General features: G+C 74.0%; 14 protein-coding genes and 1 tRNA gene. 6 read left to right on the top strand and 9 right to left on the bottom strand.

Annotation, left to right across the window (positions count from 1 at the left end; genetic code table 11):
• Positions 1-11: 11 nt before the first annotated feature.
• A complete protein-coding gene (locus QDR37_RS15805; RefSeq protein WP_279714728.1) occupies positions 12-1,259 on the bottom strand; it encodes an FAD-binding protein in 1,248 nt (415 codons plus the stop codon).
• Positions 1,260-1,467: 208 nt separating this feature from the next.
• Between QDR37_RS15805 and QDR37_RS15800 the strand changes: the two genes are divergently transcribed.
• On the top strand, positions 1,468-2,253 hold the full coding sequence (locus QDR37_RS15800; RefSeq protein ID WP_279714727.1) for an SGNH/GDSL hydrolase family protein: 786 nt from the start codon (positions 1,468-1,470) through the stop codon (positions 2,251-2,253).
• Positions 2,254-2,288: 35 nt separating this feature from the next.
• Here QDR37_RS15800 and QDR37_RS15795 read toward each other — a convergent pair whose 3' ends face one another.
• Positions 2,289-3,713 carry a protein kinase gene (locus QDR37_RS15795; RefSeq protein WP_279714726.1) on the bottom strand — a complete coding sequence of 475 codons (1,425 nt, stop codon included), beginning with the start codon at positions 3,711-3,713 and terminating at the stop codon, positions 2,289-2,291.
• Positions 3,714-3,916: 203 nt separating this feature from the next.
• Here QDR37_RS15795 and QDR37_RS15790 point away from each other — a divergent pair, with 203 nt between their 5' ends.
• From QDR37_RS15790 to QDR37_RS15775, 4 genes are all read left to right on the top strand, one after another.
• A complete protein-coding gene (locus QDR37_RS15790) occupies positions 3,917-4,900 on the top strand; it encodes a helix-turn-helix transcriptional regulator (RefSeq protein WP_279714725.1) in 984 nt (327 codons plus the stop codon).
• Positions 4,901-4,988: 88 nt separating this feature from the next.
• Entirely contained in the window at positions 4,989-6,734 is a 1,746-nt protein-coding gene (locus tag QDR37_RS15785; RefSeq protein WP_279714724.1) for a DEAD/DEAH box helicase, read from the top strand.
• Position 6,735: 1 nt separating this feature from the next.
• Positions 6,736-7,599: a serine hydrolase gene (locus tag QDR37_RS15780; RefSeq protein WP_279714723.1), complete on the top strand. Its 864-nt coding sequence runs from the start codon at positions 6,736-6,738 to the stop codon at positions 7,597-7,599.
• Positions 7,600-7,688: 89 nt separating this feature from the next.
• Entirely contained in the window at positions 7,689-8,318 is a 630-nt protein-coding gene (locus QDR37_RS15775) for a hypothetical protein (protein WP_279714722.1), read from the top strand.
• Positions 8,319-8,819: 501 nt separating this feature from the next.
• Here QDR37_RS15775 and QDR37_RS15770 read toward each other — a convergent pair.
• The 3 genes from QDR37_RS15770 to QDR37_RS15760 all read right to left on the bottom strand — a co-directional run bounded on the left by QDR37_RS15770 (position 8,820) and on the right by QDR37_RS15760 (position 10,710).
• Positions 8,820-10,139: a GAF domain-containing serine/threonine-protein kinase gene (locus tag QDR37_RS15770; protein ID WP_279714721.1), complete on the bottom strand. Its 1,320-nt coding sequence runs from the start codon at positions 10,137-10,139 to the stop codon at positions 8,820-8,822.
• Complete coding sequence (locus QDR37_RS15765; protein WP_279714720.1) at positions 10,136-10,585, bottom strand: nuclear transport factor 2 family protein; 450 nt, start codon at positions 10,583-10,585, stop codon at positions 10,136-10,138. The genes QDR37_RS15770 and QDR37_RS15765 overlap by 4 nt, the downstream gene beginning before the upstream one ends.
• A gap of 51 nt (positions 10,586-10,636) precedes the next feature.
• A tRNA-Leu gene (locus tag QDR37_RS15760) sits at positions 10,637-10,710 on the bottom strand.
• Between the two features lie 168 nt (positions 10,711-10,878).
• On the opposite strand from QDR37_RS15760, the gene QDR37_RS15755 reads away from it, so the two are divergent.
• A complete protein-coding gene (locus tag QDR37_RS15755; protein WP_279714719.1) occupies positions 10,879-11,451 on the top strand; it encodes a LemA family protein in 573 nt (190 codons plus the stop codon).
• 66 nt (positions 11,452-11,517) lie between these two features.
• On the opposite strand, the gene QDR37_RS15750 is transcribed toward QDR37_RS15755, so the two are convergent.
• Genes QDR37_RS15750 through QDR37_RS15735 form a run of 4 tightly spaced genes read right to left on the bottom strand, consistent with a single transcriptional unit; the run spans position 11,518 to position 15,479 of the window.
• Entirely contained in the window at positions 11,518-11,709 is a 192-nt protein-coding gene (locus QDR37_RS15750; RefSeq protein ID WP_279714718.1) for a DUF2795 domain-containing protein, read from the bottom strand.
• A gap of 32 nt (positions 11,710-11,741) precedes the next feature.
• On the bottom strand, positions 11,742-12,620 hold the full coding sequence (locus QDR37_RS15745; RefSeq protein WP_279714717.1) for a glycosyltransferase: 879 nt from the start codon (positions 12,618-12,620) through the stop codon (positions 11,742-11,744).
• Positions 12,613-14,094 carry a D-glycero-beta-D-manno-heptose 1-phosphate adenylyltransferase gene (gene rfaE2 / locus QDR37_RS15740; RefSeq protein WP_279714716.1) on the bottom strand — a complete coding sequence of 494 codons (1,482 nt, stop codon included), beginning with the start codon at positions 14,092-14,094 and terminating at the stop codon, positions 12,613-12,615. The genes QDR37_RS15745 and rfaE2 overlap by 8 nt, the downstream gene beginning before the upstream one ends.
• Positions 14,091-15,479, bottom strand: coding sequence for an aldehyde dehydrogenase family protein (locus QDR37_RS15735; RefSeq protein WP_279714715.1), 1,389 nt, complete (start codon positions 15,477-15,479; stop codon positions 14,091-14,093). The genes rfaE2 and QDR37_RS15735 overlap by 4 nt, the downstream gene beginning before the upstream one ends.
• Positions 15,480-15,499: the final 20 nt, after the last annotated feature.

Genomic DNA, 15,499 nt, shown 5'->3' with positions numbered 1-15,499 from the left:
CCGTACGGACCTCACGGCCGGATGATCCGCTCGAGGAACGGCCCGCGGAACACGCCGTCGGGGTCGCTGCGGCGCACGAGGTCGCGGAAGCCGCCGATCCGGGGGTAGAGCGCCTCGATGGCGTCGCCGTCGAGCGATGACATCTTGCCCCAGTGCGGCCGCTGACCGAACGGGGCGAGCGCGGCCTCGAGGTCGGGCAGCAGCGCGGCGACCTCCTCGGGGTGCTTGCGCCAGGTGAAGGCGATGCAGAGCACGTCCTCACCCTGGCTCGGGCTCAGCCAGGCCGAGTCGGCCGCCATCGTGCGCAGCTCGGCCGTGTGCAGGTGGGGGCGGATGCGGTCCCCGAGCGCGGCGACCGCGTCGAGCGCCGCCGCGGCGACCGCGAACGGCACGAAGTGCTCGCTCTGGATCTCCGAGCCGTTCGACGGGGTGCCGCTGATCAGGAAGTGGGGAAGCCGGTCGCACCAGGCGCCGACCGTGCCGTCGACCGGGGTCGTGCGGTCGGACGCCTCGCGGGGCGGCATCCGGCGCGCGCCGAGGATGTCCTCCGGCATGTCGATGTCCTCCGCACCGTCCGGCACCCGCGACTTCAGCAGCAGCTCGCGCACGCGGCCGTCCCACTCGGTGAAGAGGCAGACGCTGTAGGCGGCGACGAACACCTCCGGCAGGTGCTCGAGGAAGACGTCCCACGGCAGGTCCTCGTAGGCGTCCTGCCGCATCCGGTACGACGGCTGCACGTCGACGGTGACGCGGGTCACGAGGCCGAGGGCGCCGAGCGCGACGACGCTGCCGTCGAAGTCCGGATCCCCGCGCCGCACGGTGCGCAGCTCGCCGTCCGCGCCGAGCAGCTCGACAGCCGACACCGCCGACGAGAGGGCGCCGAGCCCGATCCCCGAGCCGTGGGTCGCGGTCGCCGTCGCGCCGGCGACGGAGATGTGGGGCAGCGAGCCCATGTTGTGCAGCGCGAGCCCCTGCCGCTCGAGCTCGACGGCGGCCAGGCCGTAGCGGGTCCCCGCCGACACGGTGGCGCTGCGCCGGTCCGGAGCGACCTCGACCTCGGCGGGCAGGCCGGTGAGGTCGACGAGCAGGCCCGGCCCGTCGGCGATGTCGTTGAACGAGTGCCGGGTGCCGAGCGGGCGGATCCGCTCGCCGGACGTGACGAGATCCCGCGCCTCGTCCACCGACCCGACGCGGACGATCCGGTCCGCGAGGTAGCCGTAGGTGCCTGCCCAGTTCAGCTCGCGCTCGACGTCGACCACCCTCCGATCCTCGTCGCCGGGCCACGCGCGGGACAGGACTGTGCGGAGTCGCTCAGGTGCAGCGCCCCCACCGCCCTCCTTAGAAACTCGTTGACACGGGGCGCGCCTGGTTCCGCTCCACCCGGGACGCGCGGACAGTGTTCTGCGCCGCACACCGAACGGAGCGCAAGGTCCTGTGAACATCCGCCGTGGAATCCTCGCCGGGCTGGTGCCCATCGCGCTGGGTCCCACCCTCGCCGCGACGGCGCTCCCCGCCGATGGCAGCGGGGACGCCGGCGCGCCCAAGCAGATCGGGGTCGCCGTCGCGGGCGACAGCCTCTCCGCTGCGCCCGAGTCGTGGCTCCACCAGCTCGACGACCCGGGCATCGTCGCTGTGGGCGGCTTCCAGCGCTCGGGGTACACGAGCGGCCAGGTCCTCGACGAGATCACGGCCGTTCCCGACGCCGACGTCCTCGTCGTGATGCTCGGCACGAACGACCTGAAGCGCGGCGTGGCCGATGCGGACACCGGGCGGAACATCGAGCGGATCGTCGAGAAGGTCGGCGCGCCGCACGTGCTCATCAGCTTCATCCCGCCGTCGGACGCCACCGACTGGAACCCGGGGCATCACGATCTCCAGCGCGGCGGGATCGTCGAGAACCGCACCCTCACCGCCGTCGCCGCCGAGCACGGCTGGATGGTCGCCGACCCCTTCGCGCCGATCCGGAGCTTCCGCAACGGGTACGCCGCCGGCACCACGACCGACGGCATCCACCCGACCGCGACGGTCGACACCGGCGTCGCCGAGCGGATGACCCTCTACATCCGGCAGGCCCACCTCGCCGCGGCCGGCGCCCGGCCGGACCTGCGCAGCGAGCCCGCCCGGCTCGCCCGCCGGGCGGCCGAGGCCGGCGGATCCGCGTGCGAGCAGGCGGCAGCGCTCCCCGCGATCCCGGCACTGCCCTTCCGGCCCGCGGGCCCGTGCTCCGTGCCCGGCGCGTGGCCGGCGCGCTGACCCCGCGTCCTCGGACCGCTGGCCGGGCGCCCGGTTCACTCGGCGAAGAGCGCCCGCCTCGCGGCCCTCCGCAGCTCGAGCTCGCGCATCAGCATCGACGCGAGCTCCCCGAGATCGTGCAGCTCGTCGGGGGTGAAGTCGCGCTGCGCCCGGTCGAACACGCCGATCGCGCCGATCGCGAAGCCGTCGTGCGTCATCAGCGGGGCCCCCGCGTACGAGCGGATGTCGGGGTGCTCGAGGAGCAGCGCGTTGCGGGCCACCCGGGCGTCGGCGTGCACGTCCGGCATGCTGATCGGCCGCCCGGTGGCGATCGGCACCGCGCACAGCGCGTCGTTCCGGTCGATGGGTGCGAGGTGCTCGGGCAGGCCGTGCGTGGCTCGGATGAGCTTGTGCTCGGCGTCGACGACGGACACGAAGCCCATCGGCGCCCGCAGGAACCGGGCCGCGAGGGCGCTCATGCGATCGAAGGCCTCGTCGGGGGAGTCGGTCAGCACGTCGTAGCGGTGCACGGCCGCGACCCGCTGGCCCTCGTCGGTGCCGAGGAGCGCGGGATCGATCGCGCGGTCCCGCACCAGCTCCGACACGAGCGCGTCCTGGAACGCGCGGACGGCCGCCGGGAGCGGGAGGCGCTCCTCCGGCGCTCGCCTGGTCATCCCCACGAGCACCTCCCGGACGCTCGGGGAGATCTCGGGCGGGATGTGCGGGTCTCGATCGAGCCGGGCGAAGGCCGACTCGAGCAGGGAACCCGGGAAGGCGACACGCGCCGTCAGCGCCTCGAGCAGGACGAGACCGAGCGCGTAGACGTCGGTCGCGGGCACGGCGTCGAGGCCGTCCACCTGCTCGGGCGCCAGGTACGCCGCGGTGCCGGTCGTGAACTCGCCCTGGTGGTCGCCGATGATCGAGGAGATGCCGAAGTCGGCGAGCTTCGGTCGCGGCCGCTCGGCCAGACCCTGCTCGCTGAGCAGCACGTTCGCCGGCTTGATGTCCCGGTGCAGGTAGCCGCGCCCGTGCACGTAGTGCAGCGCATCGGTCAGGTCGAAGCCGAGGTAGGCCACCTGGCGGGCGGTGAGCGGTCCTGAGCGCAGGCGCTGCCGCAGGTCCGCGCCGACGACGCGCTCCATCACCAGCATGATGCGCGGCCCCCCGCTGCCCGATGTCTCGATGCCGGCGTCGAGCAGCGTGGTCAACGCGTAGTGGTTCAGCCGCGCGAGCAGGCGGGCCTCGGCCATCTGGAGCTTGAGGTGGTCGGTGGAGGAGTCGTCCGCGCGGAACACCTTGACCGCGACCTCACGACCGAGCAGCCGATCCGTCGCCGAGAAGACGGTGGCGGCGCCGCCGCTGCCGATCGGGGCGTCGAGCCGGTAGCGGCCCGCGAACACGAGGCGCCCCGACATCGCGGAGAGGTCCTCCCGGCCCGATCCGGCGCTCATCCGGTCGCGGTCGTGCTCGTCGGTGCTCACGGTCACCCGTTCCTGTCGGCACTGCCGGCGTCATCCGACCTCGCACGCTACGAGGATCCTCACCGAGCGAGGAATCGGAACGGAATCGGGACTGGGGAGGACCGCATTCGGTCCTCGGGGGGCCCGACCGCGCGCACTCGCTGTGAACTCAAGGTGACGATCTGTTCCTTCAGGACATTCGAAGGAACGGTTACGCTGCCCCCGTGCCCACTGCGGTCGTACGGGAGGAGCGCGCGGCCGGGTCGGCCGACGACGCGTCATCAGCGGTGCAGGACTGGCTGGGGGAGGCGCTCGTCTCGAGCGGTCCCGGCCGCTTCGGGTACCAGCACCTCCATCTGGCCGACGACGGCATCGCGGTGACGCGGTTCTCGTCGTTCGGCAACGACGTGGCGGTGCACGTCCCGCGGGTGCCGGACCTCGTCGCCTTCCTGGTGCGGGAGGGGGTCGCGATGCTCCAGCGCGGCCTCGACCTCGTGCGACTCGAGGCGAACGCGATCGCGATCCTGCCCCTCGGCGAGGCCGTCACCCTGCGGTGGCACCGGGTGACGATCGAGGCGTTCTCGATCACGCCGAGCTCGGTCGCGACCCTGCTCGGCGTGCTCGGCCGTCCGCTGCGCCTGCACGCACCGCGCCTCGTCCCGCAGTCCTCGTCGCTGGCGGCGCTCTGGCGCGACAGCGCCCAGATCCTCTCCGGCCGGGTGCTCGTGACGCCCGACGCCTACGAGCGCGACCTCCTGCGGACGCAGATGATCGGGGCGCTCACGGCCACCACGGTCGAGGCGTTCGGGCTGAGCGAGCGCACCGAGGACGACGAGGAGCGCGACGCCGCGGTTCGCGGACGGGCCGAGGCCTTCATGACGACCCGGCTGCGCGAGCCCATCACGATCCCGGACATCGCGCACGCGGCGGGCGTCTCCATCCGGGGCCTGCAGCTCGCCTACCAGCGCCACCAGCAGGTCAGCCCGCTCGTCCGGCTCCGCCAGCTGCGGCTGCAGGCCGCCCGCGAGGCCCTCGAGACGGGTCGGGTGGCCTCCGTGGCAGCGGTCGCTCGCGACTTCGGCTACACCAATCCGGGGCGCTTCGCGGCCCACTACCGCGACCAGTTCGGCGAGACGCCCTCGACGACGCGCACCCGGTCCGAGGACGGGGACCGCGCCGCGGAGGGGCGCCCGGAGCCCGGCATCTGAGGCGCCCATCGCCGACCGGTGGCCGCGCGGCGCCCGAGGCGCTCGGTGCTCCCGGTCACGCCACGGCGCCGATGGCTACCGTTGAGCCGTGACTTCCCCTGATGCCGTCGCCGAAGTCGAGCCCGAACCGGAGCCCACCGGCCCGTCCTTCGCCGACTTCGGCCTCGATGACCGCGTTCTCAAGGCCTTGAAGGACGTGGGGTACGAGTCCCCGTCCGCGATCCAGGCCGCCACCATCCCCGCGCTGCTCGCCGGCCGCGACGTCGTCGGGCTCGCCCAGACGGGCACCGGCAAGACCGCGGCCTTCGCGCTGCCGATCCTCTCCCGCCTCGACGTCGCGCAGACGACGCCGCAGGCGCTCGTGCTCGCGCCCACCCGCGAGCTCGCGCTGCAGGTCGCCGAGGCCTTCGAGACCTACGCGGCGCACCTGAAGGGCGTGCGGCTGCTGCCGGTGTACGGCGGCCAGGGCTACGGCGTGCAGCTCTCGGCGCTCCGCCGCGGCGTCCACGTGGTCGTCGGCACGCCCGGCCGGATCATCGACCACATCGAGAAGGGCACCCTCGACCTCTCGGCGCTCAAGTACCTCGTGCTCGACGAGGCCGACGAGATGCTGCAGATGGGCTTCGCCGAGGACGTGGAGACGATCCTCGCCGAGACGCCCGCCACGAAGCAGGTGGCGCTGTTCTCCGCGACCATGCCGGCGTCGATCCGCCGCATCTCGGGCAAGTACCTGCGGGATCCCGAGGAGATCACCGTCACGGCGGCCACCACGACCTCGGTGAACACGACGCAGCGCTACCTCGTCGTGGCGCACCAGCAGAAGACCGATGCGCTCACGCGCATCCTCGAGGTCGAGAACTTCGAGGCGATGATCGTGTTCGTCCGCACGAAGAACGAGACCGAGGAGCTCGCCGAGAAGCTGCGTGCCCGGGGGTACGCGGCGGCGGCGATCAGCGGCGACGTCGCGCAGGCCCAGCGGGAGCGGACGGTGAACCAGCTGCGTGCGGGGAAGCTCGACATCCTGGTCGCCACCGACGTCGCGGCACGCGGCCTCGACGTCGAGCGCATCAGCCACGTCGTGAACTACGACCTGCCCGTCGACACCGAGTCGTACGTGCACCGCATCGGCCGCACCGGCCGAGCCGGCCGCTCGGGTGACGCGATCAGCTTCGTGACGCCCCGGGAGCGCCGGCTGCTCACCGCGATCGAGCGGGCCACCCGGCAGCCGATGACCCAGATGCGGCTACCGAGCTCGGAGGACGTGAACGCCACCCGCCTCGCCCGCTGGGACGACAGGATCACGGCAGCGCTCGAGCAGAGCGGCCGGGTCGAGCGATTCCGCGACATCATCGGCCACTACGTGGAGCACCACGACGTCCCCGAGGTGGATGTCGCGGCGGCGCTCGCGATCGTGGCGCAGGGCGACGAGCCGCTGCTGCTCTCGTCGGAGGACGACCGGCGTCTCGAGCCCGACGATCGCGACGGTCGGGGGAGGAGTGACGGCGGCGGCCGGGGGCGGCCGTCCTCGGGTCCGCGCACCGCGTACCGCATCGACGTCGGCCGCCGGCAGCGGGTCGAGCCGCGGCAGATCGTCGGCGCACTGGCGAACGAGGGCGGCCTCAGCCGCGAGGACTTCGGCGCGATCGACATCCGCCAGGACTTCTCGCTGGTCGAGCTGCCCGCGGCCCTGTCGCCGGAGGTGCTCGACCGGCTGTCCGGCACGCGGATCAGCGGGAAGCTCATCCAGATCCGACCCGACAGCGGCCCGCGCGGCGGCGGTCGTCGACGGCCCGAGGGGGATCGGAAGCCCCGCAACCGCTCCCGCGAGGACTGAGATGGTCGCCGCGGAGGCCGCGCTCGCGCGCTTCGCCGCCGCCGTCGACGCGGAGCGGCTCGGCGTGCACGGCGTCCACGTCCGCGTCGGCGACGAGGCGGCGACGCACCGCTGGCGCAGCGACGACCGCGAGAACCTCTACTCCGTGTCGAAGGGCGTCTGCGCCCTCGCGACCGGCATGGCGATCGACGAGCGGCTGCTCACGCTCGACCTCCGGGTCGGCGACGTCTTCCCGGCCCCCGCGCTCGGCGACGGCGTCGCGGACGTGACGCTGCGGCACCTGCTCACGATGTCGAGCGGCATCGACTTCTCCTGGTTCGGGCACGAGCCGATCCCGTGGCCCGACCTCGCGGCGGAGATGCTGCGCCGCCCCACGCCCGGCCGGCGGTTCCAGTACTCCGACGCCAGCACGTACGTGGCGATGCGGATGCTCGGCATGGTCGTCGGCGACGTGCGCGACTGGCTGATGCCGAGGCTGTTCGACCCGCTCGGCATCGACAACCCGCAGTGGCACCGGTGCCCGCTCGGCCACATCATCGGCGGCACGGGGCTCGAGCTGCGCACCGAGGAGCTCGCGCGGATCGGCGACGTGCTGCTCGACCGCGGACGCCGGCAGGGACGCGTGCTGGTGTCGCCGGAGTGGGTCGACGCGATGCACGCGGACTGGATCGAGACCGGCCGTCCGGCGCCGATGGATCGCTACGGCCTCGCCACGTGGGCCGGTCCGGGGGAGTCGTGGCGGTTCGAGGGGCGCTACGGCCAGTTCGTGGTGGTGAACGGGCACGCCGTCGTCACGATCACCGGCCACGAGGAGGAGCTGGAGGACCGCATCTCGGCCCTCGCCGTCGAGGTCACGAGCGACTAGGCGTGCCCGCGCCGGAGGCCGTCGGAGCCGGCCGGAGGGGGATCGGAAGCCGCCACAGCCGGCGTCCGTCCGTCTAGCCGAGCCCGACCGTGCCCGCGGTCAACTTCAGCACGGCACCGGGTGCGGTCGCGTCCGTCGCCGCGGTGCGGGTGACGGGCGGCGGCGCGACGGTCGACGCGGACGTCACCTGCTGCACCGTCGTCTTCAGCGCGCCGGCGGTGGAACCCGGTGCCGGCGAGGCCGTTCCGACGGTCCGCCGCACGACGTCGCGGGCGCTGCCGGACTCGGCCGGCCCCGTCGCTCCGCTCGCCGGGCTCGTGGTCGCCGGAAGTCCTGCCACGCCGCCGCGGGGCGACTGCGTCGAGGAGGAGGCGAGGCGCTCGACCGCGGACGTCGAGCCTCCGGTGATCGGCGACGCCGGCCTGCTTCCCGGGGAGGTCGGGGTGCCTGACAGGGTCCCCGAGACGCGCGACGTCACCGTGTCGACCGATCCCGCCGGAGCCCCGCCGACGCCCGAGCCCGTCGACACCCCGGAGCCCGTCGACACCCCGGTCTTCGGGATCCGCTTCACCTCGGAGATCCCCGGGGTCCCGCCCGCCGCCGCGGCCGTCCTCGTGGCGCGATGCGCCGCCGAGGAGGAACGTCCTCCGACCGGCGAGGCCGCACCACCGGCGCGGACGGCGGCCCGGATCGGGCTCCAGATCCCGGGAGCCGCGTGAGCGGCCGGTGAGACCGACGTGCTGAACACGGGCAGCTGCGGCCCATCGACCGCGGCCGCCGGCGCGGCTCCCGTGCCGGGAAGCAGCGGCAGCGTCGCCCCGGTGAACCAGAGGAGACCGCAGAGCGTCACCGCCGACGCTGCCGCCAGCGCGGTCACGCCGCTCGCGGCCGGGGAGGAGCCACCGGCGGCATGGCGTCCGGTCGACGGCCCGGTCCAGGTCGCCTCGCTGCTCCCACCCGCGCGGTGCCGGGGGGTCCGTCGCGACGACCCTGCGCGGGTCCCGGTTCCGTCGGCCCAGCGTGCGCTCATCGAGCGCCCTCCGCCGTGCAGGCGACCTGCTGCACCGAGTCCGTCATCGAACGACCCCTCTCGTCCCTGCCGACATCCATCGGCACGCTAGGACCCGGTTCCTGCACAGAATCTGGGGGCGCCCACGGAGCGTGGCGAACGCTCGTGGCCGATCACCGCGCCCCTCGGTGCGCAGCTGCTCGCGCGGGTCTCAGCGGAAGGCGAGGCGTGCGGCCGCTCGCCGCAGGTCCATCTCGTGCAGGACCGACGCAGCGAGGTCCTGCAGCGTCGCCACCTCCGAGGGCGTCATCGTCCGCGGCGCGAGATCCGCGATCGCGAAGGTCCCGACGTTGAAGCCGTCGCTCGTGATGAGGGGGACCCCGGCGTAGAACCGGAACCCGCGTCCGTCCGGAGGGAGGTTCCTCGATCGCGGGTCCGTCAGCACGTCCTCGAGGATCAGCGTGTCGGCATGCAGGCCGCCGGCGACGCCCAGCGCGCGAGCGCGTTCCCGGTGCGAGGCATCGAGGCCGTGGTGGGACTTCAGCCACACGCGCGTGTCGTCGACGGCGCTGATGATCGCCACCGGGACCTTGAAGACCCGGGCGGCGAGGGTCGTGATCCGGTCGAAGTCCGGGTCGGGTTCGGCGTCCATCAGGTTGTACCGGCGGAGCGCCGCCACGCGATCCGACTCGGGGTCCTGGGCGTGCGGGTCCCCGCCCACGAGACCGAAGATGAGGTCGCGGAACTCCATGAGTGCCTGCGCCGCGGAGGGGCGCGCGAGCGGATCCTGCGCCGTCATGCTCTGCAGGACGCCCCGGAGCGGGTCGGGCGTCATGGCGGGCACGGCAGCACCGTGCCGGCCCGCCAGCGCCTCGGTCAGCACGAGCCCGAGCGAGTAGACGTCCGTCTCCGGGCCGACACGTCGTCCCTCGGCCTGCTCAGGGCTCAGGAAGCGGGTCGGCGCCTGCGTCGGCGCGGCGACCTCGTCGGTGCCCGATCGCAGGACGGCGGCTTCGGAGTCCGCCAGCTTCGCGCGGATCAGGCCGTCCGACGCCTCGGAGAGGAGCACGTTCGACGGCTTCACGGCGAGGTGGAGGACGCCCTTGTCGTGCATGTACGCGAGCGCCCCGAGCAGGTCCCAACCCAGGAGAGCGACCTGTGCGGACGCCAGGGTGGCCCGCTCGAGCCTGCGCCCGAGGTCGAGGTCGCGGGCGAACTCCATCACCAGGAACAGCTGCGGGGGACCGGAGTCCGTCGCGTCCAGCCCCGCGTGGAACAGGGTGACGAGTCCCGGGTGGTTGAGGCCCGCCAGCAGGCGCGCCTGCCGCTCCTGCGCATCGAGGCCGGCGGCCGTCGTCGACGCGGCGACCAGCTTGATCGCGACGTCGCGACCGAGCAGCAGGTCGTGGCCCCGGTACACGCGCGACGCGGGTCCTCTGCCGACGAGCGGCCCGATCTGGAAGCGGCCCTGCAGCACGCGCGGCAGCGGCACCGGCGCGGTGGGGTCGGCGCGTGGTCGTTGATCGGTCATGTCCGTGCCTGCTCGCGGGCGCGGCGGATGCGGTGCACCGTCTTGCCGAGACCGAGGAGGATGCCGCCGACGCCGCCGGGTCCGTACGGTTCGAACGCCTGGCAGTGCGCGATGAGCCCGTCCCTCGTGCGGACGACGAAGACCTGCGGGAACGTGAGCGGTCGCCCGCCCTGCAGGACGTGGTGGCACACGCAGTGGACGACCACGGACGTCCCGTCCGGGCTCGGGAAGTAGTCGCGCTCGTCGAAGCCGAAGGTGCGCATCAGCCCGAAGCCGAACCCGAGCCCTGCGGCGATCGCGGCCTTGCCGCGCATCTCGGGATCCGGGTAGTGCGGATCGATGAGCACGGCGTCGTCCGTGAAGGTCGCGAGGACACCCTCGGCGTCCTTCGTCGTGACGGCGTCGAGGTTCCTGTCGACCAGGGCTTGCAGATCGGCAGCGCTCACGGCCGCTCCTTCGGGCGTCGGCGTCGAGTTGGGGATCACGCCGGTGGAGCGTGCCCCCGCAGGGACTCGAACCCTGACTGAAGCGATTTTAAGTCGCCTGCCTCTGCCGATTGGGCTACGGGGGCCCTCGCTCCGACCGTCGCCGGGTGCCCGCCGATCCTAGGAGCCGGAGACCGAGCAGCGCCGGAACCGTGCGTCGGATGCTCAACGGAGCATGGATGCGGGCGGCGAGATCTCCGCGCGTCCCCTCGTCAGGACCCGGATCCGCGTGGGACGCGCCGTACCCTTCTGCTGTGAACTGGGCCGTCCTGATCCCGATCGTCGTGATCCTGGTCGTGCTCGCGCTGATCGCCTTCTACCTCTGGGCCAGCTACAGCTCGCTGGTCACGTTGAAGCAGCGCGTCGACGAGGCATGGACCGACATCACGAACCAGATGCGCCACCGGGCCGACGTGCTGCCGGCGCTCACCGACACCGTGCTGCAGCACGCGACGCACGAGCAGAAGGCCGTCGGCGCGCTCGGCCGCGCCCGCGACGAGACCATCGGCGCGGGCACCCCAGGGGATGCGACCGTCGCGGAGAACCACCTGCAGGGGGCGCTCCGCAACGTCTACGCCATCGCGGAGGGGTACCCGGCGCTGCACGCGAGCCCGCAGTACCTGCAGCTGCAGTCCGACATCGCCGAGTCGCAGGAGCGCATCCAGGCCAGCCGCCGCTTCTACAACGGCGGTGTGCGCGAGTTCAACGCGAAGATCCAGACCTTCCCGAACCGCATGTTCGCGAGACGCCTCGGCTTCTCGCGGCGCGACTTCTTCGAGGTGTCCGACAGCGCCTCGGTCGCCGAGCCGCCCCGCGTGCAGTTCTAGACGACCGGACGCGGAAGCGCCCCGCGGCCGAACGGTGCGGGGCGCTTCGTCGTGCGTGGGCGTCGCTCAGTTCGAGTCGCTGACGGCCTTGCTGATCGCGGTCGGGGCGTCGTACCGGCCGTCGGGGATGCGGCCGAGGGCGTCGAGCACGTCGTCGTCCGCCCCCTCCTTCCTCGCGGTCTCGAGGATCGTGTCCTTCGAGACGGGGTAGTCGATCCCGCCCAGGAACTTCTGGATCGGGTTCGGGGTGTCCGCCATGGGACCTTCCTCTCTTCTCGTCGTCCCGCTCGTCAGCCGGCGAGCAGGTCGTCCTTCGCGATGACGACGTCGGGGGCGTCGATCTCGCGCACCGGGATCGTGGTGGGTGCCTCCTGGTGCACGGCGCCGCTCGGCAGGATCCCGGCACCGCCGGAGCGCTCCATGAGCCGCCACTGCGCCACGACGTCCTCGCCGGAGTGATCCGCCGGCAGCTCGTGCCAGAACCCGAAGCCGCCCGCCTCGAGCAGCTCCGCGCGCCGGTACAGCACGCAGGCGCCGACCCACGCGACCCGGTAGGGGAGCCAGCCGTGCTCCGGCTCCGGGAGCTCGGCGGCGAGGTGCACGAGGTTCGCGGCGTTGTGCAGCGTCCACCGCTCGAACCCGGGCCCGCCGCGGCGGATGCGCTCGGGCTCCACCGGTCCGTCCCACGGCTCGAAGGGCTGCTGCTCGGACGGCCGGTGGTCGCCGACGTACGAGAGGCCCTGCGGCGCCATGCCGACGAAACCGCAGCCGAGCCGCTCGATCGCCTCGTGCAGACGGGCGAGCGAACCGGGCTCGAGCCAGATGTCGTCGTCGAGGAACAGCACGTACGGCGCTCCCGCCTGCCGCAGCAGGAAGTCGCGGTGCTCCGCCATGCCGCGCCGCGGCCCGTGCCGCAGCACCTGCGGGTCGCGGCCCTGCAGGGCGAGCACGCGCAGCATCGACTGCACGGCCGGATCCGCGGCGAGGGGATGCCCGTCGGACTGGTCGCTGAGGATCACCCGGAACGGCGGGTCGTCCTGCGCGGCGAGCCCGGCGAGCGTCACCGCGAGCTCGGAGGTGCGGCCGACGGTGCCGATGAGCACGTCGACGAGCGGCTGCGGCGTGGACTCGTCCGCGCCCCAGCGAGCGGCCCCGCGGCGGCTAGTCATCCGCGGCGGATCCCACGTCGCTGAGCGCCCGGGCCCGCGCGATCACGCTGGTGGTCGAGTGCGGGCTCACGTAGTCGACGATGCGCACCTCGCCGCCGGCGGCCTGCACGACGGGCGTCTCCTCCAGCATCGCGGGCGTGTAGTCGCCGCCCTTCGCGTAGACGTCGGGGCGGATGCGCTCGAGCAGCGGGATGGGGGTGTCGCTGCCGAAGACGGTCACGTAGTCGACGCAGGCGAGCTCGGCGATCACGCCCGCCCGGTCGGCGGCCGAGTTGATCGGGCGGCCCGGACCCTTCAGGCGGCGGACCGACTCGTCGTCGTTCAGGGCGACCACGAGCACGTCGCCGAGGCGCTTCGCCTGCTTCAGGTACGTGGTGTGCCCGAGGTGGAGCACGTCGAAGCAGCCGTTCGTGAAGACGATGCGGCGGCCGGCGCGGCGCTCCGCCTCGAGGGCCGCGACGAGGGCATCGGCCGGCAGGGTGCGCGCGCCGCTCGTGAGCGACGCGGCGAGCGCGTCGGGCGTGCAGACGCTCGTGCCCGGCTGCCGGACGACGACGTCGGCGGCGGCCTGCGCGAAGGCCGCGGCCCCGGCCATCGGCTCGCCGCACGCGAGCGCGAGGGTGAGCGCGGCGGCGAAGGTGTCGCCCGCGCCGTTCGCCTGCGAGTCGGGCGCGGGGCGCGCGAGCGTGCGACCGGTGCCCTCGGGGGCGTGGAAGACGGTGCCGTCGCGGTCGAGGGTGACGACGACCGACGTGGCGCCCGTCGCGGCGAGCAGGGCGTCGCGGAGCGCGGCGGCGTCGGCGGCGCGGTCGCCGGCGAGCGGGACGCCGAGCAGGCGCTCGACCTCTCCCGCGTTCGGCGTGACGACGGTCGGGCGCAGCGCGGCCCACGGCGCGAGCTCGTGCGCGTCGACGGCCGTGAGGGCGGGCCGAGCGGCACGCGCGGCGAGCCCGTCGCGGACGAGGCCGTCGAGCGCGCCGAGGCCGTAGTCGCAGACGAGCTCGGCGTCGGCGCCCGTGGCCGCGGCGAGCGCGGCGTCGAGCACCGACTGCCGGGCGTCGTCGTCGGGGACGCCGCCCTCGTCGAGGCGGACGAGCACCTGGCCGCCGCCGACCACCCGGGTCTTCGTCGTGGTCGCGAGCCCCGACGCCCGGACGACACCGGCGGTGTCGACGCCGGCGGCGTCGAGCAGCGCGACGAGGCGCTCGCCGGGCTCGTCGGCACCGACCGCGCCGACGAGCACGACACGCGCGCCGAGCGCGGCGAGGTTCATCGCGGTGTTCGCGGCGCCGCCCGGGACGTCGATCCGGTCGGTGACCTGCACGACCGGCGCGGGCGCCTCGCGGCTGATCCGGTCGGCGCTGCCCGCCCACCAGCGGTCGAGCAGCACGTCGCCGATCACGACGACGCGCGGCGGCGCGGCCACGAGCCGCTGCAGCACGCGCCGGACGACGTCGCCCTCGGGCGGGGTCATCCGGCCACCTTCGGCAGCCCGAGGTGGACGACCGTGGTCGTGGTCATCTCGTCGAGCAGCTCGGGGCCGTACCCGAAGCCGGCGCCGCTCGCGCGGCGGGGCTGGGCGCTGCCGCCCGGGGCGCCGCCGAACACCGCGTTCACCTTGACGGTGCCGACCGGGAGCGTGGCCGCAGCGCGGTGCGCGTGATCCATGTCGGGCGTGAGCACGGTCGCGGCGAGGCCGTAGCGGTCGGCCGCGGCGCGCGCCAGGCCCTCGTCGAAGTCGTCGACGACGGTGACGGGTGCGACCGGTCCGAAGGTCTCCTCGACGACGGCCAGGGCGTCGCCGGGGACGTCGACGAGCACGGTCGCGGGGTAGAAGGTGCCGGGTCCCTCGGGCACGCTGCCGCCGGTGAGCGCCCTGGCGCCACGGGCGACGGCCTCGTCGACGTGCCGCTGCACGGCCGTGCGCATCCGCTCGTCGACGAGCGGACCGAGCCGCGCCGTCCAGGCCTCGGCCTGCTCGACGAGCGCCGCGGTGAACGCCTCGGCGACGTCGCGGTGCACGTAGACGCGCTCGACGGAGGTGCAGATCTGGCCGGTGTTCGCGAACGCGCCGAGCGCGGCCTGCTCGGCCGCCCAGACGGGGTCGACGCCGGCGTCGACGACGAGGGCGTCGTTGCCGCCGTTCTCGCGGATCACGTGCACGTCGTTCGCCGCACCGACCAGGGCGAGCGTGCGTCCCGTCGCGGTGGAGCCGACGTGCGCGATGACCGCGACGCCCGGCTGCTCGACGAGCGCCGCGCCGGTGCCGCCGTCGCCGGTCACGCCGACGAGCACGCCCTCGGGCAGCACGCCGGCGAGGATCTCGTTCAGGAGCGCGCCGGTGTGCGGGCAGCGCTCGCTCGGCTTGTGCACGACGGTGTCGCCGGAGACGATCGCGGCGCCGAGCAGACCCGCCGCGACGGCGACGGGGTCGTTCCAGGGCGTCAGGGCGACGACGACGCCGCGCGGATGGGGGAGCGCGTAGTCGACGGCGTCCCACGCGCCTCGCAGGGCCTTGCCGCGGTGCAGCGGCCCGAGCTCGGCGTACTGGAGCAGCGTGCCGACGCCGGCCTGCACGCCGCCCAGGGCGTCGGCGGCCGGCTTGCCGGTCTCGCGCGTGTTCAGCGCGGCGACCTCCTCGGCGCGCGCCGCGAGCGCATGGGCGGCCTGCCGGAGCAGCTCGCCGCGCCGGGCGGGCGGCGTGGTGGCCCAACCCGGGAACGCGGCCGCGGCGCGGCGCACGGCCTCGGTCACCGCCCGCTCGTCCGCCACGGGCAGCTCGCCCACCGCCTCACCCGTCGCGGGGTCGACGATGCGGAGCACGGCGGCGTCGGTGCGCGGCGCGAGATCGATGGTCATGCGGGCCTTCCGGTCGAGGT

The organism is Amnibacterium sp. CER49 (assembly GCF_029846255.1).
In the GTDB taxonomy this organism is placed as follows: Bacteria; Actinomycetota; Actinomycetes; order Actinomycetales; family Microbacteriaceae; genus Amnibacterium.
This window is presented reverse-complemented; position numbering and strand designations above follow the sequence as displayed.

Bases quoted from the DNA above. Each gene is read 5' to 3' on its own strand.
- QDR37_RS15780 (WP_279714723.1), top strand. From the start codon at position 6,736: ATGGTCGCCGCGGAGGCCGCGCTCGCGCGCTTCGCCGCCGCCGTCGAC.
- QDR37_RS15770 (WP_279714721.1), bottom strand. From the start codon at position 10,139: ATGACCGATCAACGACCACGCGCCGACCCCACCGCGCCGGTGCCGCTG.
- QDR37_RS15750 (WP_279714718.1), bottom strand. From the start codon at position 11,709: ATGGCGGACACCCCGAACCCGATCCAGAAGTTCCTGGGCGGGATCGAC.
- QDR37_RS15745 (WP_279714717.1), bottom strand. From the start codon at position 12,620: ATGACTAGCCGCCGCGGGGCCGCTCGCTGGGGCGCGGACGAGTCCACG.
- rfaE2 (WP_279714716.1), bottom strand. From the start codon at position 14,094: ATGACCCCGCCCGAGGGCGACGTCGTCCGGCGCGTGCTGCAGCGGCTC.
- QDR37_RS15735 (WP_279714715.1), bottom strand. From the start codon at position 15,479: ATGACCATCGATCTCGCGCCGCGCACCGACGCCGCCGTGCTCCGCATC.